This window comes from Burkholderia sp. KL41 (genome assembly GCF_057005415.2).
Genome location: NZ_CM174446.1, coordinates 205,351 through 225,535, shown reverse-complemented (window position 1 = coordinate 225,535; position 20,185 = coordinate 205,351). Strand labels below are relative to the sequence as shown.

The 20,185-nt window shown below is 64.2% G+C and carries 27 protein-coding genes; 25 read left to right on the top strand and 2 right to left on the bottom strand.

The genetic code is table 11. From position 1 onward, the window contains the following. The 12 genes from PQB87_RS01020 (at position 1) to PQB87_RS00965 (ending at position 12,735) form a co-directional block, all read left to right on the top strand. Positions 1-3,510, top strand: a complete 3,510-nt coding sequence (locus tag PQB87_RS01020; RefSeq protein WP_489242469.1) for a phage tail fiber protein — start codon at positions 1-3, stop codon at positions 3,508-3,510. A gap of 1 nt (position 3,511) precedes the next feature. After that, positions 3,512-3,943 carry a tail fiber assembly protein gene (locus tag PQB87_RS01015; protein WP_060286230.1) on the top strand — a complete coding sequence of 144 codons (432 nt, stop codon included), beginning with the start codon at positions 3,512-3,514 and terminating at the stop codon, positions 3,941-3,943. A gap of 63 nt (positions 3,944-4,006) precedes the next feature. Beyond that, positions 4,007-4,345, top strand: coding sequence for a hypothetical protein (locus PQB87_RS01010; protein WP_226161350.1), 339 nt, complete (start codon positions 4,007-4,009; stop codon positions 4,343-4,345). Positions 4,346-4,494: 149 nt separating this feature from the next. Continuing rightward, entirely contained in the window at positions 4,495-4,680 is a 186-nt protein-coding gene (locus PQB87_RS01005; protein ID WP_226161352.1) for a Com family DNA-binding transcriptional regulator, read from the top strand. After that, complete coding sequence (locus PQB87_RS01000; RefSeq protein WP_226161354.1) at positions 4,653-5,402, top strand: DNA-methyltransferase; 750 nt, start codon at positions 4,653-4,655, stop codon at positions 5,400-5,402. Before PQB87_RS01005 ends, PQB87_RS01000 begins: the two co-directional genes overlap by 28 nt. A gap of 136 nt (positions 5,403-5,538) precedes the next feature. Further along, positions 5,539-6,711, top strand: a complete 1,173-nt coding sequence (locus PQB87_RS00995) for a phage tail sheath protein (RefSeq protein WP_489242468.1) — start codon at positions 5,539-5,541, stop codon at positions 6,709-6,711. A 28-nt stretch (positions 6,712-6,739) separates the two neighbouring features. Then, on the top strand, positions 6,740-7,249 hold the full coding sequence (locus PQB87_RS00990) for a phage major tail tube protein (protein ID WP_060222653.1): 510 nt from the start codon (positions 6,740-6,742) through the stop codon (positions 7,247-7,249). 59 nt (positions 7,250-7,308) lie between these two features. Continuing rightward, the gene (locus PQB87_RS00985) at positions 7,309-7,620 is read left to right on the top strand and encodes a phage tail assembly protein (RefSeq protein WP_489242467.1); all 312 of its coding nucleotides are present in this window, start codon (positions 7,309-7,311) and stop codon (positions 7,618-7,620) included. Beyond that, on the top strand, positions 7,620-7,739 hold the full coding sequence (locus PQB87_RS00980) for a GpE family phage tail protein (protein ID WP_226161360.1): 120 nt from the start codon (positions 7,620-7,622) through the stop codon (positions 7,737-7,739). Before PQB87_RS00985 ends, PQB87_RS00980 begins: the two co-directional genes overlap by 1 nt. Further along, the gene (locus tag PQB87_RS00975) at positions 7,736-11,155 is read left to right on the top strand and encodes a phage tail tape measure protein (RefSeq protein WP_489242466.1); all 3,420 of its coding nucleotides are present in this window, start codon (positions 7,736-7,738) and stop codon (positions 11,153-11,155) included. The genes PQB87_RS00980 and PQB87_RS00975 overlap by 4 nt, the downstream gene beginning before the upstream one ends. A gap of 12 nt (positions 11,156-11,167) precedes the next feature. Next, the gene (locus PQB87_RS00970) at positions 11,168-11,596 is read left to right on the top strand and encodes a phage tail protein (protein WP_059688406.1); all 429 of its coding nucleotides are present in this window, start codon (positions 11,168-11,170) and stop codon (positions 11,594-11,596) included. Continuing rightward, the gene (locus PQB87_RS00965; protein WP_060286226.1) at positions 11,593-12,735 is read left to right on the top strand and encodes a phage late control D family protein; all 1,143 of its coding nucleotides are present in this window, start codon (positions 11,593-11,595) and stop codon (positions 12,733-12,735) included. The genes PQB87_RS00970 and PQB87_RS00965 overlap by 4 nt, the downstream gene beginning before the upstream one ends. Before the next feature lie 8 nt (positions 12,736-12,743). Here PQB87_RS00965 and PQB87_RS00960 read toward each other — a convergent pair whose 3' ends face one another. Further along, positions 12,744-12,983: a hypothetical protein gene (locus tag PQB87_RS00960; protein ID WP_226161366.1), complete on the bottom strand. Its 240-nt coding sequence runs from the start codon at positions 12,981-12,983 to the stop codon at positions 12,744-12,746. Between the two features lie 226 nt (positions 12,984-13,209). On the opposite strand from PQB87_RS00960, the gene PQB87_RS00955 reads away from it, so the two are divergent. Next, positions 13,210-13,590 carry a LysR family transcriptional regulator gene (locus PQB87_RS00955; protein ID WP_321966491.1) on the top strand — a complete coding sequence of 127 codons (381 nt, stop codon included), beginning with the start codon at positions 13,210-13,212 and terminating at the stop codon, positions 13,588-13,590. Here the strand turns inward: PQB87_RS00955 and PQB87_RS00950 are convergent. Continuing rightward, entirely contained in the window at positions 13,581-14,072 is a 492-nt protein-coding gene (locus PQB87_RS00950; protein ID WP_059688403.1) for a helix-turn-helix domain-containing protein, read from the bottom strand. The two genes, PQB87_RS00955 and PQB87_RS00950, sit on opposite strands and share 10 nt — an antisense overlap. A 75-nt stretch (positions 14,073-14,147) precedes the next feature. Between PQB87_RS00950 and PQB87_RS00945 the strand changes: the two genes are divergently transcribed. The 12 genes from PQB87_RS00945 to PQB87_RS00890 all read left to right on the top strand — a co-directional run bounded on the left by PQB87_RS00945 (position 14,148) and on the right by PQB87_RS00890 (position 19,905). After that, positions 14,148-14,375 (top strand): hypothetical protein, encoded by a 228-nt coding sequence (locus tag PQB87_RS00945; protein ID WP_226161370.1) that lies wholly within the window; start codon positions 14,148-14,150, stop codon positions 14,373-14,375. Between the two features lie 16 nt (positions 14,376-14,391). Continuing rightward, complete coding sequence (locus PQB87_RS00940; protein WP_059688402.1) at positions 14,392-14,583, top strand: hypothetical protein; 192 nt, start codon at positions 14,392-14,394, stop codon at positions 14,581-14,583. 28 nt (positions 14,584-14,611) lie between these two features. Continuing rightward, entirely contained in the window at positions 14,612-14,803 is a 192-nt protein-coding gene (locus tag PQB87_RS00935) for a hypothetical protein (protein ID WP_059688401.1), read from the top strand. Positions 14,804-14,830: 27 nt separating this feature from the next. Further along, a complete protein-coding gene (locus tag PQB87_RS00930; RefSeq protein WP_059688400.1) occupies positions 14,831-15,079 on the top strand; it encodes an Ogr/Delta-like zinc finger protein in 249 nt (82 codons plus the stop codon). A gap of 89 nt (positions 15,080-15,168) precedes the next feature. Beyond that, positions 15,169-15,363 carry a hypothetical protein gene (locus PQB87_RS00925; RefSeq protein WP_059688399.1) on the top strand — a complete coding sequence of 65 codons (195 nt, stop codon included), beginning with the start codon at positions 15,169-15,171 and terminating at the stop codon, positions 15,361-15,363. An 11-nt stretch (positions 15,364-15,374) separates the two neighbouring features. Then, a complete protein-coding gene (locus tag PQB87_RS00920; protein ID WP_059688398.1) occupies positions 15,375-15,572 on the top strand; it encodes a hypothetical protein in 198 nt (65 codons plus the stop codon). Positions 15,573-15,592: 20 nt separating this feature from the next. Then, complete coding sequence (locus PQB87_RS00915) at positions 15,593-15,784, top strand: hypothetical protein (RefSeq protein ID WP_226229778.1); 192 nt, start codon at positions 15,593-15,595, stop codon at positions 15,782-15,784. A gap of 4 nt (positions 15,785-15,788) precedes the next feature. Continuing rightward, the gene (locus PQB87_RS00910; RefSeq protein ID WP_489242465.1) at positions 15,789-16,169 is read left to right on the top strand and encodes a hypothetical protein; all 381 of its coding nucleotides are present in this window, start codon (positions 15,789-15,791) and stop codon (positions 16,167-16,169) included. A 4-nt stretch (positions 16,170-16,173) separates the two neighbouring features. Continuing rightward, a complete protein-coding gene (locus PQB87_RS00905) occupies positions 16,174-16,377 on the top strand; it encodes a hypothetical protein (protein ID WP_489242464.1) in 204 nt (67 codons plus the stop codon). 125 nt (positions 16,378-16,502) lie between these two features. Continuing rightward, complete coding sequence (locus PQB87_RS00900) at positions 16,503-16,865, top strand: hypothetical protein (RefSeq protein WP_489242463.1); 363 nt, start codon at positions 16,503-16,505, stop codon at positions 16,863-16,865. After that, positions 16,862-17,110 carry a hypothetical protein gene (locus PQB87_RS00895; protein ID WP_489242462.1) on the top strand — a complete coding sequence of 83 codons (249 nt, stop codon included), beginning with the start codon at positions 16,862-16,864 and terminating at the stop codon, positions 17,108-17,110. The genes PQB87_RS00900 and PQB87_RS00895 overlap by 4 nt, the downstream gene beginning before the upstream one ends. A gap of 2 nt (positions 17,111-17,112) precedes the next feature. Beyond that, positions 17,113-19,905 carry a toprim domain-containing protein gene (locus tag PQB87_RS00890; RefSeq protein ID WP_489242461.1) on the top strand — a complete coding sequence of 931 codons (2,793 nt, stop codon included), beginning with the start codon at positions 17,113-17,115 and terminating at the stop codon, positions 19,903-19,905. Positions 19,906-20,185: the final 280 nt, after the last annotated feature.

The window sequence follows — 20,185 nt, the reverse complement described above, 5'->3', positions numbered from 1 at the left end:
ATGGCTGGAAACCTCATTTACATCACGGACGCCGGCCGCGCCGCACTGGTGGCGCCCGGCAACACCGGAACCACTGCGCGCCAGGTCACGCAGATTGGCCTCGCCACGGCACCATTCGCGTACAAGCCGGACATGGCCGCATTGCCGAGTGAGCTGAAGCGCATCACCACGTTCGGCGGCGACACGGTTGCGAAGGACACGATCCACATCGTGATCCAGGACGACAGCGTCGACCAGTACAAGCTGTACGGGTTCGGGCTTTACCTGGACAACGGCGTGTTGTTCGGCGTCTATGTGCAGAACGATCCGATCCTCGAAAAAGCGCCGGCCTCGATGCTGCTGCTGGCTGCCGATACTGTGTTCGCCTCGATCGACGTGTCGAAACTGGTGTTCGGGTCGACGTCGTTCCTCAATCCGCCGGCGACCACCGAGCGCAAGGGCGTCGTCGAGCTGGCGACGCAAGCCGAAGTCGACGACGGCACAGACGACACGCGCGCCGTGACGCCGAAGACTGCAGCCTCACGATATGCGCCGCTCGTGCGCCCGCAGCTCACCGGCCCCGTCAGCATCACGTCGACGTCGACCGACCAGGACGCGCAGCTCACCGTTGCCGGGGCATCCGGCGCGTTGAATCGCGAGGCGAAGATCCGCTTCCACGGGACATTCGCAGCCGGAACGGCGGACACCAACAAACGGTTCATTGCGTCGATGCGCGCCGGCTACGACGCGGGTACGTGGGGTCGTGAATACCTGGATTTCTGGATCAACCGCGCGCCGAACGACTCCAACAGCGACGCGAATCAGGTTCGCGCCATGCGGATCACGTACGGTGGCCGGATCGTCGTCGGCAATCGGAACGATGACACCGCAAATGCGTTTCAGGTCGGTGGCAATGGTGCCTTCAGTGGTGGGGTTTCCTCCGGCGGGCTCGACGCAGGTGGTGCGAACTTCCGGTTGATGAACAGCAAGGATGTGCTGCTGCGAAACGACGGATCGAATTTCTACGTGCTGCTCTCGAACGGCAGCGGATACGGTGCATCCTGGAACGACTTCCGGCCGATCACGGTCAACGTCGCCACTGGGGTCTTGTCGCTCGACGACACGGGGGCCGGGACATACGTCGGCGGTCGTTTGAACGTCAAGGGCGATCTCAACGTTAGCAATGGCGGAAACGAGGGGCACGTACTCCTCGGCCCGAGCGGAGGCTACTTCTTCGCTAGCGCCACGAAGGCCGGATTCTATCTTCCGTCTGCCGACGCGATGTTCGCTTTCGATTTCGCGACAAAGAACCTGTTCGTCGGCAATGGCGAGGTGTGGCATTCGCGGAACCTGCCGAACCCGGCGCAAACGACCGGGATCACCATGTCCGGGCAGATTCTTGCCGCCGAAGGCACCGTGAGCAGACCCGGATATTCGTTCGTGAACGACGGCGCGCCGGACACTGGCTTTTTCCACATTTCCGACGGCGTGTTTGCGGTCACGAACAACGGGCGAGAAACCATGCGGTTTCTTGCCGTCGACGGCAGCTATCAAAATAATCGCGTCCTGATCGGCCAGCCAGCCGACGACGGCAGCATGTTGCAGGTTGCGGGCAACGCGAGCACGCGCGGCTTGCATCGTTTCGGCAACGGCGCGACGACCGCATGGGTGAACAGTGATGCTGCGTGGGGCTACTTTCGCTCCAACGGCAACGTTTCGGTTGGCAGTGAAGGCGCGACGGGCACATTGCAACTGATTGCAGGCAAGGCCGAAGTCGCCCGCTTCTTTCCGGGCGGTCGGATGACGCTGGGCGGGCTCGCGGACGACGGTTCTACCGCGCTGCGCGGGGCTGGCAACGCTCGGTTTACGGGCGAACTCCAGTCAACGAGCCCGAACGGGCTTCGTATCGCATACGGCGACTTTGGCGTCTTTCTGCGAGCAGACGGGGCCAATGCGTTCCTCATGCAGACAGCCGCGAAGGATCAGTACGGCGCAGGCAATGCCTTTCGTCCCTTCCAGTGGGGGCTTAACGACGGCGTCGTGGCGATCGATGGAACTGGCGCAGGCGCGAATTTCGGTGGCGCGGTCAACGTGGCCAAGGGTCTGTCGGCTGGCGGTTCGGTCAAAGGGGTTAGTAGCGTCGGAGCGCTCATCGCGTCCAATGGTGGCGGAACAAGCCAAACGTCGCTCCTCCTGCGTCGTGAAGGCGGCGCAGTCGATCAGAAGCAATGGGAAGTTCTTCATGGCGGCGACGGCGCGTTCACGATTCGCACCGTAAACGATGCGTATAGCAGCTCAAAGGACGTGCTTTACGTTACACGCGGCGCGGGCATTGCAGCAGGGAATATGGGGTTGATGCCGAACGGCGGTCGCGTGTTGATCGGAGGCGCGGCCGACGACGGTTCCATTCTCAATGCAGAAGGACTGATTCGCGGGCGTGGATACGCAGTGGACGGCGGATCTTCGTGGGCGACCATTTACTTCAAGAACGGCGCAAAGACGCGCTTCGCCGTCGGAAAGACGGACACGGATGATTTTGCAGTGACCGCATGGGCTGACGACGGTGTCGGTCAGAGCCGTGTGCTCGATATCTCGCGCGGGAATCAAGTCGTGAGCTTCATGAAGCGCCCATCATTCGCTGGTGCGACGCCGTGGGACAGCATGAACCTCACCCCGCTCGACAAGAACGTCGGCGGCACGATGCAGGCCGCGCTGTACGTGCAGTCATACGGCGGGTCGAAGAATGGCTTCGAGATCGGCAACGGAGACGGCGCAGCATACGACAAGCACAACTTCGCGATGTTCGGCTGGAACGGCATGGGGATGAAAGCCTATGACGGATCGGTGAACGGCTACTACGACTTCCGCGCGGGCAAGTGGGACGTCAAAGGCGGCTTCTATGTGAACGGCGCACGAGTGTGGGATCAGAATACCTTCGATCCGAATGCAAAGGTCAATCGCGGCGGCGACACGATGACGGGGCGCTTGACGCTCGCGAAGGACGGGTGGGATGCAGATATCGGGATGCGTGCAGCGGACGGGTGGGTGACGTTCTTGCGTGCGAGACGCGGTGGCGGCCTCGAACTCATAAACAGCGCGTACAACAACGTGCCGGCCTTCTTCGAGGATAACGGCACGCTCCATATCGGCGGATCGACTTACCAGGGCAACGGCGACATCTGGATGCAGTGGGCTGGAAAGTATTTGAGCGCCCTCTTTGGCGGGAGCCTTGATCTTGCATTCAACCGAAGCGGAAACGGTTTCTGGCGCCACCCTAGCGGCTTCATTATTCAATGGGGCTATGTGGGCGGCGACATGGGCGAAGGGGCTCCGGGCGCGATCACGTTCCCCGTTCGATTCCCCGGCGCGATCGTGAGCCTCAACGCTACGGGCTGCAATACGAGCGCCACGATTCAATCAGACGAGTGGGTTCAGGCCGTGTGGTGGAACAACGATCAATGGCAACCGTTCGTTCAATCGTCTGGATCCGGACGAATTAACGGCTTCTTCTGGACTGCAATGGGGTGGTGACATGGGACAAAAATACGCACGACTGGACGATGAACGGCGCATCGTCTCCTTCTACGACGAGGCGTTTCACTCGAAGGCCGAGATTCCCGAAGGGGTGGTCAAAATCAGTGACGACGACCATGCCGCGCTGCTCGACGGGCAGTCGCAGGGGAAGTGCATGGCGCTTTGTGAGCAGGGCCGGCCCGCGTTCGTCGAGCATCGGCCGCGCTCGATCGAGGAAGTTCTCGACGTCGCACGAAGGAAGCGGAAGCGCCTGCTCGATGAAAGCGATCGCATCGTCACGAGACATCGCGACCAGGTTGACGAAGGAATCGCCACCACTTTGACCGACGAGCAATACCGCGATGTCCTGCGGTATCGCCGCGAACTGCGCGACCTGCCCGACCAGCCCGGGTTTCCGAATATCGAATGGCCCGCGGCACCTGGCACGTAACAGTGCGCTGACGAGTTTGAACAACCGGGCATCCGCCCACTTTGACACTGAGAAGGGAACAACATGGCAATCAAGAAAGCACTCGTTCTGGAATCGACCGGCGCGCCGGTGAGCTACCACGTCGTGGGCAACGTATCGATCGATGCAACGGCGAAAGTGACGATCGCGACCGTCCAGAGCTACGTCTCGGAAGAAGCGTTCAAGGCGGGCAAGCTTCCGCTGCAGGGCGGTCAGTCGATTTCCGTTTCGGGTATGCCGAAAGACAACGAGGGCGCGTTCGCGTATGTCCAGAAGCGCCTGGTCGAGCCGAAACCCGAGGGCGACAGCAAGACTACCGACGTGCCGGCGCCCTACGGCACGTTCGACCGGTATATGTTCGCCGATGGGGAGATCGTCGCGTAACGCGACGTAGGAAGGAAAGGACGCGGCGACGTGCGAGATGCAGGAACATCTTGCACGCCCCGCACCCGCAGAGCAGACCTGCAGGATTGGCCAGGGCCGCGACACCTCTCGAGAGGCGCCGGCATCCTAGCACAGGCAGGAATCACCCAATGGAAGACATTCGCTGCGGAAGCTGTAACCGCAAACTCGGCGCCGGCGAGTACATCCGGCTCAACATCAAATGCCCGCGCTGCGGCGCGATGAACGTCATGAGGGCCGAGCGCCCCTTACCCGCAGGCCACCGAGCCTCCGACAAGGGAACCGCCCCATGCAACACAACATCCCCGCTGAACTGATCAACCGACTCCACCGCGCGGACGCGCTGAACGTCATGCGCGAGCTGCCCGACGACAGTGTTGACCTGGTCTTCACTGATCCGCCCTACTCGTCCGGCGGCACGACGAGCGCCACACGCAGCCAAGCGCCATCCAGCAAGTACGTCCGAACCGACACGAAGACGGTGTATCCGGACTTCCAGCACGACAACAAAGACCAACGATCCTGGACGTTCTGGTGCATGACGTGGCTCGCTGAAGCCTATCGCGTCTGCCGCAACGAGGCGCATCTGGCGTGCTTCGTCGACTGGCGCCAGCTCCCGAGCCTGACGGACGCCATCCAGGCGGCCGGGTTCACCTGGCGCGGCGTCGCCGTATGGGACAAAACCGGCGGCCGCACTCGGCCGCGCGCGGGCGGCTTCGCGCAACAGTCCGAGTTCCTGGTCTGGGCCACGAAGGGCGCCGTGCGCCGTGCCGACGTGTATCTGCCCGGCGTGTTCGCTGAACGACTCGCGCACCCGAAACGCCACATGACCGAGAAGCCGTCGCAGCTCGCGCGCGACGTCGTGCGCCTGGCGCCGGCTGGCGGCGTCGTCCTCGATCCGTTCGCCGGGTCGGGCACGTTCCTCGCCGCGGCGAAGAGCGCCGGCCTGAACTGGATCGGTTGCGAACTCGAGCCCGCGTATCACGAGATCGCGAGCGCGCGCCTGGCCGAACTCGACGAGCTGCCGGCGGCCGCGTAACTACCGCTGCAGCCGCCGCCGGCGATCGCGCGCCGGCGGCTGTTTCGGTTGTGCCGCTTCCGTGTACAACCTCCCGCACGTGATCTCCGCGCGCGCGAAGGGCAATCTTTCAGGACGCTCACTTCCGGAAGATTGCATGCCTAACGATTACCACCACGGCGTACGCGTCATCGAGGTCGATGACGGAACGCGCCCCATCCGAACGGTCAGTACGGCCGTGATCGGTATGGTCTGCACCGGCGACGATGCCGATGCGTCCACCTTCCCCGAGAACCGTCCGGTTCTCATCACGAACGTCCAGTCCGCGATCGGCAAGGCCGGCACGAAGGGCACGCTCGCGCGCTCCCTCGACGCGATCGCAGCGCAGACTTCGCCCGTGATCGTCGCCGTGCGTGTGCCGAGCGGCAAAAGCGCCGACGAGACGAATTCGGCCGTGATCGGCGGAACGACTGCGGACGGCCAGTACACAGGCATGAAGGCGCTGCTCGCGGCCAACAGCAAGCTCGGCGTGAAGCCGCGCGTACTCGGCTGTCCTGGCCTCGATACGCTGCCGGTCGCGACCGAACTGGCGACCATTGCGCAGAAGCTGCGCGGCTTCGGCTACGTCAGTGCGGGCGACTCGAAAACGAAGGAGGACGTGACTGCGTACCGCCAGAACTTCGGGCAACGCGAGCTGATGACGATCTGGCCCGACTTCGTGAACTGGAACACCTCGAAGAACGCGGAAGACATCACCTGGGCGACGGCCCGCGCGCTCGGCATGCGCGCGAAGATCGACGAAGAGATCGGCTGGCACAAGACGATCTCCAACGTGCCCGTCAACGGCGTCACCGGCATCAGCCGCGACGTGTTCTGGGATCTGCAGGATCCGAACACTGACGCGGGTTACCTCAACAGTCATGACGTCACGACGCTGGTGAACGCAGACGGCTACCGCTTCTGGGGCTCGCGCACCTGTTCCGCCGACAAGCTGTGGGCGTTTGAGAACTACGTGCGCACCGCACAGGTGATCGCCGACACGATGGCCGAGGCGCATATGTGGGCGGTCGACAAGCCCATGAGCCGAACGCTGATCCGTGACATCGTCGACAGCGTCAACGCGAGGTTCCGCTCGTGGAAAACCGCCGGCTACATCATCGACGGTCAATGCTGGTTCGACCCGTCCGCCAACGACAAGGATTCGTTGAAGGCCGGCCAGGGCTTCCTCGACTACGACTTCTGCCCGGTTCCGCCGCTCGAGGATCTGACGTTCCGCCAGCGGATCACCGACCGCTACCTGCTCAAGTTCGCGGAAAGTATCGCCGTCTGACGGCGCCCGCTCACCATAGGAAATCGCAATGGCTCTGCCATCCAAACTGAAGGCTTTCAACGTGTTCGAGGACGGCGTCTCGTACGTCGGCCAGGTGCCCGAGATCGAGCTGCCGAAGCTGTCGCGCAAGATGGAGGAATATCGCGGTGGCGGCATGAACGGCCCGGTCGATATCGACCTTGGCAACGAGAAGCTCGAGCTCGGTGTGACGATGGGCGGCTTCGTCGCTGCCACGTTCAAGACTTGGGGCACGTCCAAGCACGACGGTGTCACCGTGCGCTTCGCCGGCGCCTACCAACGCGACGACACCGGCGATGTTGACGCCGTCGAGGTGTACGTGCGCGGGCGCTACAAGGAGATCGAACAAGGCACTGCGAAGGCTGGCGACAACGCCGAGCAGAAGGGCTCGATGTCCCTCTCGTACTACCGGCTGGTCGTAAACGGCGAAACGCTCGTCGAGATCGACTTCGTCAACTTCGTCGAAATGGTCGGCGGCGAGGATCGCCTGGCGCAGCAACGCAGCGCAATCGGCCTGTAATCGCATTGGCGGGCCAGCTCACTGTGCCCGCTAACCCCTCTCCTACCAGGAACCACACCATGCAGAAAAACCAATCCGCAAGCGTCACCCTCGATACGCCGATCCAACGCGGCGAGCAGACGATCGCCGAGGTCACGCTGACCAAACCGCTCTCGGGCGCGCTGCGCGGCGTCACGCTCACCGATGTGCTGCAGCTCGACGTTATCGCGCTGTCGAAGGTTATCCCACGCATCAGCATTCCGACGCTGACCGAGCAGGACGTCATGCGACTGGATCCGGCCGACCTGGTGCAGCTCGGCACGGAAGTCGCCGGTTTTTTGGTGCCCAGCTCGTCGAAAATGGACGCATCCCGCGAGACGTCGACGACGTGATGGCTGACATCGCCCTCGTGTTCAACTGGACGCCCGCCGTCATGGACGCCATGCCCCTGCCTGAACTGATGGGTTGGCGCGAGCGTGCGCGCGTCCGTTACGAACGGGGCGACGAATGAGCGCCGGCCGCTCTCTGCGCCTCGAGGTCGTCCTCAAGGCGCTCGACCAGGCGAGCCGGCCGATCAAGCAGGTTGTCGGTAGCAATCGGCAGCTCGTGAACAATCTGCGCGACACGCGCGCGCGCCTCAAGGAACTCGGCGACGCGCAGAAGCGTGTCGGCGAATTCCGTGACCTGCGCCGCGGCATGCAGGCGACTGAAGCCAAGGCGCGCTCCGCGCAAGAACGCATGCGCCAGCTCGCGCGCGAAATGCAGGCCGCCGAGAAGCCCTCGCGGGCTCTCACGCGCGAGCATCAGCAGGCCGCCCGCGCCGCGAAGGCGCTCACCACACAGCTCGACCAGGAGCGCGCGCGCCTCGACCGCGTCCGCTCGAGCCTCTCAGAAAGCGGCATCAGCACGCGGAATCTGGCGCAACATCAGCGCACGCTGCGCTCGAACGTCGCGGCCACGAACGCGACGCTGTCGGAACAATCCCGTCGCCTCGACGCAATGAACGACCGGCAGCGGCGCATCGCCAGCGCGCGCACGAAAATGCAGGACGCGCGCGGCGCCGCGGCCGAAATGGCGATCGGCGGCTATGCCGCGCGCGCGACCGGTTCGCACATCCTGAACGATCTGCGCGAGCCGATGGCCGAAGCGAAGAAAGTCCAGAACGAGCGCGGCCGTATTGAAGCGCTCGGCCTCGGCGCCCAAGCCACGCGGGACGCCGAGCAGTACGTGCGCGCGATGAAGTCGGTAGGCACGACCACGTCCGACAACATGACACTGATGCGCGACGCTCTCTCGATTTTCGCGGACGAGCATCACGCGCAGATGGTCATGCCGACCCTCGCAAAAATGAAGTTCGCGAACGAAGCGATGTTCGGTGGCGAAGACGGCCACGAAAACGAAGAGAAGTTCATGAACATGCTCAAGGTGATCGAGCTGCGGGGCGGCACCAAGAGCGAAGCAGCGTTTCGTAACGAAGCGAACATGGTTCAGAAGGTGCTGTCGGCGACGGGCGGCCGGGTCGGCGGCGACGAGTGGCGCAACTTCATCCAGACAGGCGGCGTCGCTGCAAAGCAGATGCGCCAGGACGCGTTCTACTACCAGATGGAACCGCTCATTCAGGAAATGGGCGGACACCAGGTCGGTACGGGCCTCATGTCTGCGTACAGCAACGCGTACCAGGGAAAGACCACAAAGCGAGCCGCGAACCAGATGATCGACCTCGGCCTGCTCGACAGGAAGAAGGTCGTCGACACCAAGATCGGGACGATCAAAGAGATCAAGCCGGGCGCGCTGACCGGCGGCGACTTGTTCAAGGCATCGCCGCTCGAGTGGCTCGAGAAAGTGCTGCTGCCGAAGCTCGCCGCAAAAGGGATCACGGATCCCGACCGAGTGAAGGACATGATCTCGACAATCTTCACGAATCGAACTGCGGCGAACCTCTTCTCGACGATGTACATGCAGCGCGAGCAGATTCACAAGAACGAGAAGCTCAACGCCGGCGCGTACGGCATCGACGAGATGCATGTGCTCGGCCAAAAGCAGACCGAAGGCAAGGAGCTGATCGCGCTGGCGAAGGTGCGCAACTTGCGTACCGAGATCGGTGAGCAGGTGCTACCCGTCTACAACCGGGCGCTCGAGATCACCGCAACTATCCTGGATCGGATTCTCGGGTTCACGAAGGAATATCCGAATTTCACGCGTGCCGTCGCGATCGGTACCGCCGCCCTCGGCGTGCTGCTCGCCGTCCTCGGCACGCTGACGATCGCGCTCGCGGGTGTCATCGGCCCGATGGCGATCGTGCGATACGGCCTGACGATGCTTGGCATGCGAGGCGGTTTGCTGTCGGTGGGCGTGCGCTTGGCTGCGGCGTCGTTCCAGGTACTCGGCCGAACGCTCGTGCTCGTCGGGCGCGCATTCCTCACGTCGCCGATCGGGTTGGTCGCCGCCGCGATCGCGCTCGCGGCCGTGCTGATCGTGAAGTATTGGGAACCGATAAAGGCGTTCTTCGCCGGCATGTTCGCTGGAATCTCGTCGGCCCTTGCCCCTCTCCGTGCAGCGTTCGCGGAAGCACTGGCACCGCTCGGCCCCGCACTCGCCGCAGCGAAGCCGGCGTGGGACTGGCTCGTGTCTGCGGTATCCGCCGTCGTCGGTTGGTTTGAGCGCCTGCTGTCGCCCGCTTCTACAACGGCCGGCGAACTACAGGCTGCAGGCCAGGCGGGCAGACGGTTCGGCGAGATCCTTGGTGCAGCGCTTCGCTTCTCGCTGCGACCACTCACGCTGGTTGCCCGCGGAATTGGCGCACTCGCGGGGCTGTTCGGCGATGCCATGCGCGACGTGCGTGCCGCGTTCGACGATGGGCTCGCCAGCATCGGCGCGCTGATCCTCAACTGGTCGCCCGTCGGCCTCTTCTATCGCGCGTTCGCCGGCGTGCTCTCCTGGTTCGGCATCGACCTGCCGGCGAAATTCACGACGTTCGGCCAGTCGATCCTGCAGGGGTTCGCCAATGGGATCGCATCAGCCCTGCGGTCGCTCGCACCGGTGCTCGCCGCAGCGAAGCCAGTGTGGGACTGGCTCGTGTCGACGGTATCGACCGCGGCGCGATGGTTCGACAACCTATCGTCGCGCGCGTCGGCGATCGCCGATAGGCTGCAAGCGGCCGGTGCGGCCGGCAGTGGGTTCGGTTACGTCGTCGACTCCGCGTTACGCGTCGCGTTGCTACCGCTCACGCTGCTCGTACGCGGCATAGGCGCTCTGGCTGGGCTGTTTGGAGCCGCCATGCGTGGCGCGCGTGCCGCGTTCGATGGTGGGCTTGTCGGCATCGGCGCGCTGATCCTCAACTGGTCGCCGGTCGGCCTGTTCTATCGCGCATTCGCCGGCGTGCTGTCCTGGTTCGGGATCGATCTGCCGACGAAATTCACGACGTTCGGTCGGCAGATTCTGCAGGGGCTCGCCGATGGGATCACGAACGGCCTGAGCAACGTGAAGACCGCAATCCAGTCGGCGGGCGAAAGCGTGATCGGCTGGTTCAAGGAAAAGCTCGGCATCCATTCGCCGAGCCGCGTGTTCGCCGCGCTCGGCGGCTTCACGATGGCCGGGCTCGAGCAGGGGCTGCGCGAAGGCCAGGACGGGCCGCTATCGACCGTATTGGAGGTGAGCAAGCGGATCGTCGCCGCCGGCGCCGGCATCAGCATCACGGGCGCGGCAATCGCCGGCGGTGCGCCGCTCACCGTCGACAACCGGCCCCCGCTCACGGCCGCGTCGTCCGCAGCGCGTGCGCCGGCGGCATCGGCACCGGTCACGATCAACGTGTACGCGGCGCCAGGGATGGACGTCGAGGCGCTTGCGCAGCAGGTTCGCCAGGTTATTCGCCAGGAACAGGCCGCACAGGCCGCGCGCGAACGCTCGCGCCTGCGCGATCGGGATTAAGGAGAGGTAGTCATGATGATGGCGCTCGGGCTGTTCGTGTTCAGCCTGTCGACCCTGCCGTATCAGGAACTGCAGCGGAAACGGGGCTGGCGGTATGCAAGCAACAACCGCGTCGGCAAGCGGCCCGCACGGCAGTTTGCAGGCGAGGACGACGAAACGATCCAGCTTTCCGGCGTGCTGCTGCCCGAGCTGACGGGTGGCGACCTTTCCCTGTCCGTCCTGGAGTTGATGGCCGATCAACACACGTCCTGGCCTTTGATCGAGGGCACCGGGCACATCTACGGCATGTTCACGATCGACAGCATCAGCACGACGCGCACGCTCTTCTTCTCGGACGGCGCTGCCAGGCGGATCGAATTCACGATCGCGCTCACGCGATCGGACGATCTGGACATGCTCGGCATCGTGACGGACGCGATCAAGGGGGCGATCTCGTTATGAACCTCTCCGACATTCCGGGCGCCGACCTGGTGCAGAAAGTCGTCTTGGCCGACGACCGCCTGCCGCGCGCGATCTACTCGATCACGCTCGACGGCAAGGACATATCGCGGAAGTTCGACGGCCGCCTGATCTCGATGACCCTGCAGGACAACCGCGGTTTCGACGCGGATCAGCTCGACATCAGCCTGGACGACCATGACGGCGCGCTCGAGATCCCGAATCGCGGCGTGAAACTGAAGGTCGCGATCGGCTGGGCCGGCGCCGCTAACGGCCTCGTGGAAAAAGGCGTGTTCGTCGTCGACGAGGTGGGGCACTCCGGCACGCCCGACGTGTTGACGATCCGCGCGCGCAGCGCCGACTTGCGCGCCGGCCTCTCGATCAAGAAAGAGCGGTCGTGGCACCGGCAAACGGTCGGAGCGATCGTGCGCGCGATTGCGAGCCAGAATGGGATCCAGGCACGCATCACGAAGGCGCTCGACGGCCAGCTCGTCGACCACATCGACCAGACTGCAGAATCCGACGCGAACCTCCTGTCACGCCTGGCGAAAATGTTCGATGCGATTGCGACCGTGAAGAACGACATGCTGCTGTTTATCAAAGCGGGCGAGGCGACAACTGCGAGCGGCAAGCCGATGCCAGCGGTCACGATCACGCGCGACGTCGGCGATCGGCACAACTTCACCGTCGCCGATCGAGATACGTACTCTGGCGTCCAGGCGTACTACCTGAACACGCGCACGGCGAAGAAACAGTCGACAACAGTTAAGCGGCGCCGACGACGCACGACGAAAAAGAAACCGATCGACAAGAGCGGTGACGTGCTGTTCGGCACGGCCGAGAACGTCAAGACGTTACGGCACACGTATGCGAACAAGGGGAATGCAACGCGCGCGGCGAAGGCGGAATGGGAGAAGTTACAGAGGGGAGTTGCGGAATTCAGCATCGTCCTCGCGCTGGGAAGGCCCGAGCTGATGACAGAGCTACCTGTAACCGTGCGTGGTTACAAACGTGTCATCGACGATTGCAAGTGGATCGTCGCGCGCATCACGCACACGATCGACGGTAACGGCGGTTACACGTCGGATCTTGACCTCGAGGTCAAGGCCAGCGAGGTGCCGGAGATCGACACCTCGGAGTGAGCGCGACGTTACGTCAGTAGCAAATTGCGTATGTTCGACAGGCTCAACATCACGCTCGTTACCTGCGCGAGCAACGCGGCACGCTCGGTTGCTGTCAGCTCGCGCACTGCACGCGCTTCGCGGTTCCCCGCTACAGTGGCGTTGCCGCGCACAGAACGAGCGGCGATCGTGGCGTCGGTACAGCGTCGGATTACCCCGTCCTCGGCTGTTTCAATTTGGAATTGCGGGTCTTGCGGCTTGTTACTCACTGCGGCTTCCTCTTCGGATATTTTCAGAGGCGCTACGACGTGACACGGCATTCACGGGTGCTGTAACGCTGCACCATTCTCGTGCTTTTTTCATACGATTGGAATGTAGGAGAAAGCCCTCTGAAAGTTAGGAAATCGCCTAACTTTTGCTGGCTGTCTCCGGAATACCCGTCCCTCTGCCAATGCGAATGGCGCATCACGGCCAATAACAACTCTCGCTTGAATCATGGTTTCCCGGACGACTCCCCCTCGGCTCAACTGGAATTTGCTGCGCTCGTATAGCGAGATCGCGCGGTATCGCAGCATTTCTGAGGCGGCGCAGGCGATGGGCCTGCAGCGGCCCACCGTGAGCGAAAAGGTGTCCGCGCTCGAGCGCGTGCTCGGCCAACCGCTGATGGTTCGCAGGTCGGGGAGTGATGGATTCCGGCTCACACGCTACGGCGCGCAGCTTCGAGATGTTGTAGCGCGCTTCGATCGTGAACTCGCAGCGTTGTGCGAGCAGCCAGTGGGTGAATCGATCGCCGTGACGACGATCGACGTGTTGAGCGAAGTGGAAGCGGCGATGGCGGCACTCGAGCGCGCCGCAGATTCTCTTCGTCAGTCCTGAGCTTTTCCGCCGCTCTTCCGCGGCGACCGCACACGCTTCGTAAGCTGCGCGTCGGCCTGCGCGTCCTTCAGCGCCTCGAGCGCGACTTCATCCAGCTTCGCCGCACGGTTCTCAGCGAGCCTCGGGAGTCGCTTCGCGGGCTCACCGGAAATCGTCATTGCGCCGGCGAGCAGGAAGCCGTTGATCGACGCCTGCACCGCTGTACGGCCAACATCGTTCAACTGGCGGAACCCCTCAAGCAGCGCGGCCTCGTCTTCCGGCACCGTCGACGGATGCGCACGCTCACCGGTTATCACGTACAGCGGGTCGACGCCGACCTTGGCGAGCGCGGCAAGGTAGTTCGCGTCAGGCGATCGCGCACCGGATTCGTAGTTGAGCTGCGCCTGTTTCCCGAGCCCTCCGAGCGCCGCGAATTCCGCTTGGCTCAGGCCGATGCGCATCCGCTCATCTTTCAGACGGTTTCCGATTGAGTTATCCGACATCTTGCGGTTTCGTTTTGATTACCTTACACTTCACCTATCCCTAGTGAAGCACTATCGAAATTGAGTATACCCGCCATGACTACCCACAAAGGCCCGCGGCGTGCGCCGCCGGGCGTCATGTCCAGCAAGACCGTTTCGCTGCGCCTCCTTCCTGCAGAACGAGCCCAGCTCGAGCTGCTCGGCCATCAAGGACGGCGCTCCCTGTCGAGCCTCGCGCGCCTCATCTATCTCGAAGGGCTCCCCCTCTACCTCGCCAAGATGTCCTCATTTGAGGACACCACGGGCAACGTTTCCGCAAGCTGAACCCGAGGTGACAACCATGTATCCGGATCCCAAGCGCGTCCGTGAAAGACGCCTGATGGTGCGGTTCGACGACTACGAATACGCCCTCATCACTGCGCTCGCCAACTACCAGGGCGAGCAAACCGCCACGCTGATTCGCCAGATGGTTTTGCGCGAAGCCGCAGAGGCTTTGTTGCCATCGGGCAATGTAGCCCACGAGCGCGGCTAAAGGCAGCAACTGAGAAGCAGCCGATTCCATGCCCGAACTCGAAATCACATTCACCGAGCAGGACGCCGAACTACTCGAGCGCGTGCGCCAGCAGGAAGGTCTCGCGACGATTCAGCAGGCGGCCGAATGGCTCGTGAAGCGACGACTACGCCAAGGTGCGCGTCGCCTCACCGGACGAGACCGGGCTCTCTACGTCGTCCCTAACACCAGCCGTTCCTAACGCGGCAGTCTCCGACAGGAAGTCACGATGAAATTGAAGTGTCACCACTGCGGCAGCCGCGCCGTCATTCGAACCAGCCGCACACTGTCCGCGCTCGTCCGCGAGGCGTACTGCCAGTGCACCAACATCGAATGCGCGACGACCTACAAGATCCACGTCGCGACCGTCCACACAATCGCGCCGAGCCTTTCGCCGAATCCGCACGTCTATGTGCCGCTTGGCAAGGTTGATCGGCTCCCGGCCGATTCGCGTCAGCTTCCGCTGCTCGACGCCTAAGCCCTAACCCGCCTTTTCGCTGAACGCCCATCGCTCCCGCTCTCGCGGGCGCGGGGGACTCCTTTTGCCTGAAATTTTTTGGAGGCCGCATGCAAACGCTGATCCACGCTCCGCTCGCCGCGCTCGCTGCATCGATGTCCTACGACGAACGCGTCGCCTACCTCAAGAAGATCTCCCTGGCCGACGTGCGCGCCGACGTGTTCGTGCGCTCGGCGACCGCGCTCGGGTTCCACGTCACCTGGGATCACGCGAACGGCACACCGATCCTCGCATGGCTGCACTGAGCGTCCGCGCCATGCGTCCCGCCCTCACGGAGATCGAGCTGCGCGCGACCTGGCGCCGGCTTCGGATGGTCGGCGACTACGACCAATCCATGCGCCGGCCAGCCGTGCGCGTCGCTATCGAATCCGCTGCGCGCGCACATGCAAGCCGCGCCGCATCACAGCCGCCGCGCGACCTCAAGCGCCTCGCGAGCGGCGACACCGACCACTGAACACCAACCGAGGATCCACCATGAACGACTACCTGTTCGCCGTCAGCGTCCTGCTGATGCTCATTTCCGCCGGCGCCGGCCTGGCGCGCGGCGCCGACGCAGCGCTGCAGCGCTGCAACGTCCGCTCGCGCCTGGTCGCGCTGTCGATCGGCGCCGGCGCGCTGCTCGCGCTGATCGTGGCGCTCGCCGTCACCGTCCCGCCGCGGGGGTGATGACATGAACGCCCAAAAATTCGAAATCGTGAATGCCATCGACATACCGCGCGATATGTACTTCTGCGCCACTGCCAATTCAGCTTGGAACGACCCGGACGTCATCCTCCACGTTGACGGCCGTATCACGGTCGCCGATCGCATGACGGTCGATGAAGGTGCTCGTGCATTCTGGATCGCGGTGCGACGCTTCAATCCGTTCCTGCCGAAACTCGATCGCGAGCAGTGCGTTCGCGTCATCGTCGCGAAGCTCATGTCGCACCACGGATTCGAGCTCGCCAACCCAAACGCGGACGTCGTCGAGCTCGAGAACCCGCGCGCTCGCGCCTGGGTAGCACTGGCGCGCGAAATCGTCGATGTGCTGTTCGCCGACAAGCAGGGGTGACGCAATGAAAAAGACCTTCGCATTCGAATTCGACACTGACCGCCTGTCCACCTTCTCCGACGACTATCTCGCGGCGTACTGGTACGTCGCGCAATTCCTGCCCGTCGCGCTTGGCGACTGCGACGCTGGCGAAGTAGTCGGCGCTGTTGGAGTTGAAATCATCCGGCGCTGGACGCGCGATCAGCCGATCCCGATGTTCAACGTCTAGGAGGGCGACCATATGCATCAGCAAATTCGCCACTTTGCCCGCTGGAATGGCACCGAGTGGTTTGCGGCCACTACGCTCGACGAGTCGCACGCGACTGTTAGCGATCAACCTGACGGGCGGAACGCATGAAACACGAACCGACAATCCGCTACGAACTGCTGACGCCGGCCGGTCTGCGCACTGTCACCGGCGATCACGTCTTCATCCCGAACAGTGCCGACGCCGCATTCGGCATTCATGCCGAGCCGCTTGTGCGCGACGGCGACCCCGAAAAGTGGATCGTCACGCACCTGATATCGGGCATGCGCATCGGCCACGGCGCGACGGCCACCGCAGCAGTCGCAAACGCGACATCGAACGCGGATCGCAACCGCCGCCGACTGCGCGAGATCTTCGAGCAGGCGACGGCGTCCCGTTACGCGCTGCAGCACGCCGTTCAACGCCTGCAGCAAAACCATCACGACATCCTCGGAGACGCCGCAGCATGACGCACACGACCACCCCTCACGACGCAGCGCTCGCGGCCGCCATTTCGGCGGCCGCCGATGCCCTGCGCTTTGACCACGCGCCCGGCAGCATGCGGCGCGTCGCAACGATCGCGCTGTTCGTCACCCTGCTCGGCGATCGTCTGGCGCTCGGATTCCCTTCGTCGGCCGCCGCGCTGAAGGCGATCGTCGACAGCCCCGCGACACCCGGCAACCCTGCCGCCCTCTCCCTGCATCAAATTCAATAACGATGGCCTCGATCGACGAACTTAAACAACGCATCGACCTGCACGACCTCGCCGATCGCCTCGGCTTGAAGCGAGGTCGCGGCGGCGACCGCGCGCTGTACCACTCGCCGCAGCACGGCGACAAAAGCCCGTCCCTGTCGATCTACGTGAACCACCCGAAGCACGGCACCGGCTGGCGCGACCATAGCGCCGACGCCGGCGGCTCGTGCATCGACCTGGTCATCCATGCGCGCGGCGGCACCGTCGCCGACGCGGTGCGCTACCTGCACGACGCGTACGGCATCCCTCTCGATCGGCAGGCGCCGGCCGAGCGCCGCGAAAAAACGACGGTCGAATACATCGCCGATCGGTGCTTCGCCGAACGCGACCAGGTGCGCGAATACCTGGGCGGCCGTGGCATTTCCGCCGGCGCGATCGACGCCGCGATCGCCGCGCGCACGCTCGGCTTCAACACGTGGACGAGCACCAAGGTCGCCGCCGGCGAAGTCGGCCACGCCGGCCCGGCCGCCGCGTTCATCGTCCGCGCATCGGGCGATGCGCGGGTCGTCGCCGTCGACATGCGCTACGTCGATCCGACGCTCAACGGTGGCGTCAAGACGCAGACCCAAGGCGACAAGGCCGGCTACGGCTGGACGGCCGATCCCCGCCGGCTCGACAAGGCGAAGCGCGTCATCATCGTGGAAAGCGCGATCAACGCGCTGTCGATCGACACCTGTGCGATGCCCGGCACCGCCGCCCTCGCACTGCGCGGCCTGGCGAACGTCGACGACATCGACTTCACGTTCCTGCGCGGGAAACAAGTCATCGTCTGCCTGGACAACGACGAGCCGTTCGCAGATGGCCATCCGCGCGCCGGCCATCGCCCCGGCCCGGAAGCCGCATGGACGCTTTACGAGCGGCTCACCTCGCTCAACATCAGCGCCGTGCTCGTCGACCAGTCCGGCTGGCTGGCCGACCTCGCGGACGGCGAGAAAATCGCCAAGCCGATCAACGACGTCAACGACTACCTGCAGCTGCGTGGCCCGGCCGAACTGTCGCGCGCGCTCGAGCAGCTCGAGCCCTGGCTCATCGCCGGCCTGGCCGGCGACGCCACGCGTCGCGGCCGGCCGCGCATCTTCCTGCCCTCGCACGACTTCGCGCAGTATTGGCGCTTCCGTGTGCGGCCAGACTTCACCAGCTACATCACGAAGATGGATCGTAACGAGGACTCGGGCGTCGAAACGCCGGTCATAACGGATCTGTGCGGCTTCCGCATTGCCGGGATCAGCCGCGTGTCGGTCGCAAGCGCGACGTCGACGATGACGGGCGACGCCGACCAGGCGCCCACGGTCTACTTCGCCGTGGCCGTCCAGGCACCGCGCCACGGCGCGCAGCTCGTGCGCCGCGTGATGCTCGACGACCAGCTCCACAACGTCGACCAGTGGGGCAAGTTCGGCCCGATCTGGGCGCCGGCGCCATTCAAACGCATGGTGAACATCCTCGAGCGCGGCGCCGACCTCGGTGCGCGCCAGGCGGCAAACTTCGTCGGGCTCGCCTGGCGCGATGGCCGCCTGATCGTCAACGAAGGCCCGGACTGCTACTTCACCGAAGCCGACAAGCAGTGCCCGTATCACAACCTGACCTTCCCGGCCGGCCCGGCCAGCGACGCGCGCCGCGTCATCGCCGCGTACCAGGCGACGTTCAAGCAGAATGCCGCGACGATCCCGCTCGTGTGGGCGCTCGGCGGCCACCTGAAGGCGCTGCTCGGCTTCTGGCCGCACATCACCATCCAGGCGAACAAAGGCGCAGGTAAGTCGACGCTCATCAAACGGCTCGAGCGTTCACTCGCGTTCACGATGTTTTCCGGGCAGTCGCTGCAGACCGAGTTCCGCCTGCTCACCAGCATCAGCCACACCAGCCATCCGGTCGGTTGGGAGGAACTGTCGGCACGCCGGCAGGACGTGATCGACAAGGCCGTCGGGCTGCTGCAGGAAAACTACCAGTACACCGTGACGCGTCGCGGCAGCGACATGACCGAATATCTGTTGTGCGCGCCTGTGATGCTGGCCGGCGAAGACGTGCCCGTGCGCAGCCTGCTCGGCAAGCTCGTGCGCACGACTCTGACCGGCAAGCGCGGCCCGCTCATGCCCGACGACCTGCCCCGCTTCCCGGTTCGGCAGTGGCTCGAATTCCTCGCCAGCCTGGACAAGCGCGCCGTGGGCGACCAGTACGCGACTCTGCGCGACAAGGCGCTGGCCAACTGCCGCGCGAGCGGCGAGGACGACGGCGCAAAACGCATGGCCGGCAACTACGCGGCGGTCGCGCTCGCTTGGCGCTACCTGTGCGAGTTCGCCGGCATGGATCCCAGCGAAGGCGACTTCGCGCGCGACCTGCTCACCGAGATGAACGGTCACATCCGCGAAACGAGCGCGGATCGGGAACCGTGGGTCTGGATCATGGAAACCGTGCTGTCGGAGATCGACGGCGGCAACTACAAGCACCCATTCACGTTCGATACCGTCGACGGGGAGTTCTGCCTGCTGCTGCGCACTGGCCACGTGATGGATCACATCGCCCACACGAGCGCGCTGCGCGACAAGTGGAACGGCCTGCCGGTCAAATCCGACCGCGTGTTCAAGGCGCAGCTCAAGCACGCCGGCGTCGTGGTCGGCGAGAAGGAAGTCGAGCGGCGCATCTACACCCGGCGCGTGCCGTACCTCACCCCGATCTCGCTGGATCGCCTGGTCGGCTTCGGACTGCACGTCTCGGTGCGCGAGGATCTGGCGACCGACGCGCGGCAAGGGGCCGCAGCGTGACGCCCTCTCAGCCGATGCGGCCGCCGTGCGGCCGTACCCCTTACCTCATTCTTTCCGGCCGCGTAGCGGCCCTGTATTCGGGTTTCCGGTGCGTGCGTCGATGCGCGCAGCAGTCGGCGCACGCCGTCACACGGCCGCCGTGCTGTCCTGTTCCCCCCGTCCCCCCCGCAAGTCGAATCGGCCGGGCAACAGCGCGGGCCTTGAGGGAGGGGGGCCACGCGGGCCGCTTTTTCCACAGGGGACGGGCAGGCAGTGCGCGCGAATCGTGGTTTTCGGCGGT

What these genes read in the sequence shown, in the direction of transcription:
- PQB87_RS01020 (WP_489242469.1), top strand. Translation starts at nt 1, where the DNA reads ATGGCTGGAAACCTCATTTACATCACGGACGCCGGCCGCGCCGCACTG.
- PQB87_RS01015 (WP_060286230.1), top strand. Translation starts at nt 3,512, where the DNA reads ATGGGACAAAAATACGCACGACTGGACGATGAACGGCGCATCGTCTCC.
- PQB87_RS01010 (WP_226161350.1), top strand. Translation starts at nt 4,007, where the DNA reads ATGGCAATCAAGAAAGCACTCGTTCTGGAATCGACCGGCGCGCCGGTG.
- PQB87_RS01005 (WP_226161352.1), top strand. Translation starts at nt 4,495, where the DNA reads ATGGAAGACATTCGCTGCGGAAGCTGTAACCGCAAACTCGGCGCCGGC.
- PQB87_RS01000 (WP_226161354.1), top strand. Translation starts at nt 4,653, where the DNA reads ATGCAACACAACATCCCCGCTGAACTGATCAACCGACTCCACCGCGCG.
- PQB87_RS00995 (WP_489242468.1), top strand. Translation starts at nt 5,539, where the DNA reads ATGCCTAACGATTACCACCACGGCGTACGCGTCATCGAGGTCGATGAC.
- PQB87_RS00990 (WP_060222653.1), top strand. Translation starts at nt 6,740, where the DNA reads ATGGCTCTGCCATCCAAACTGAAGGCTTTCAACGTGTTCGAGGACGGC.
- PQB87_RS00985 (WP_489242467.1), top strand. Translation starts at nt 7,309, where the DNA reads ATGCAGAAAAACCAATCCGCAAGCGTCACCCTCGATACGCCGATCCAA.
- PQB87_RS00980 (WP_226161360.1), top strand. Translation starts at nt 7,620, where the DNA reads ATGGCTGACATCGCCCTCGTGTTCAACTGGACGCCCGCCGTCATGGAC.
- PQB87_RS00975 (WP_489242466.1), top strand. Translation starts at nt 7,736, where the DNA reads ATGAGCGCCGGCCGCTCTCTGCGCCTCGAGGTCGTCCTCAAGGCGCTC.
- PQB87_RS00970 (WP_059688406.1), top strand. Translation starts at nt 11,168, where the DNA reads ATGATGATGGCGCTCGGGCTGTTCGTGTTCAGCCTGTCGACCCTGCCG.
- PQB87_RS00965 (WP_060286226.1), top strand. Translation starts at nt 11,593, where the DNA reads ATGAACCTCTCCGACATTCCGGGCGCCGACCTGGTGCAGAAAGTCGTC.
- PQB87_RS00955 (WP_321966491.1), top strand. Translation starts at nt 13,210, where the DNA reads ATGGTTTCCCGGACGACTCCCCCTCGGCTCAACTGGAATTTGCTGCGC.
- PQB87_RS00950 (WP_059688403.1), bottom strand. Translation starts at nt 14,072, where the DNA reads ATGTCGGATAACTCAATCGGAAACCGTCTGAAAGATGAGCGGATGCGC.
- PQB87_RS00945 (WP_226161370.1), top strand. Translation starts at nt 14,148, where the DNA reads ATGACTACCCACAAAGGCCCGCGGCGTGCGCCGCCGGGCGTCATGTCC.
- PQB87_RS00940 (WP_059688402.1), top strand. Translation starts at nt 14,392, where the DNA reads ATGTATCCGGATCCCAAGCGCGTCCGTGAAAGACGCCTGATGGTGCGG.
- PQB87_RS00935 (WP_059688401.1), top strand. Translation starts at nt 14,612, where the DNA reads ATGCCCGAACTCGAAATCACATTCACCGAGCAGGACGCCGAACTACTC.
- PQB87_RS00930 (WP_059688400.1), top strand. Translation starts at nt 14,831, where the DNA reads ATGAAATTGAAGTGTCACCACTGCGGCAGCCGCGCCGTCATTCGAACC.
- PQB87_RS00925 (WP_059688399.1), top strand. Translation starts at nt 15,169, where the DNA reads ATGCAAACGCTGATCCACGCTCCGCTCGCCGCGCTCGCTGCATCGATG.
- PQB87_RS00920 (WP_059688398.1), top strand. Translation starts at nt 15,375, where the DNA reads ATGCGTCCCGCCCTCACGGAGATCGAGCTGCGCGCGACCTGGCGCCGG.
- PQB87_RS00915 (WP_226229778.1), top strand. Translation starts at nt 15,593, where the DNA reads ATGAACGACTACCTGTTCGCCGTCAGCGTCCTGCTGATGCTCATTTCC.
- PQB87_RS00910 (WP_489242465.1), top strand. Translation starts at nt 15,789, where the DNA reads ATGAACGCCCAAAAATTCGAAATCGTGAATGCCATCGACATACCGCGC.
- PQB87_RS00905 (WP_489242464.1), top strand. Translation starts at nt 16,174, where the DNA reads ATGAAAAAGACCTTCGCATTCGAATTCGACACTGACCGCCTGTCCACC.
- PQB87_RS00900 (WP_489242463.1), top strand. Translation starts at nt 16,503, where the DNA reads ATGAAACACGAACCGACAATCCGCTACGAACTGCTGACGCCGGCCGGT.
- PQB87_RS00895 (WP_489242462.1), top strand. Translation starts at nt 16,862, where the DNA reads ATGACGCACACGACCACCCCTCACGACGCAGCGCTCGCGGCCGCCATT.
- PQB87_RS00890 (WP_489242461.1), top strand. Translation starts at nt 17,113, where the DNA reads ATGGCCTCGATCGACGAACTTAAACAACGCATCGACCTGCACGACCTC.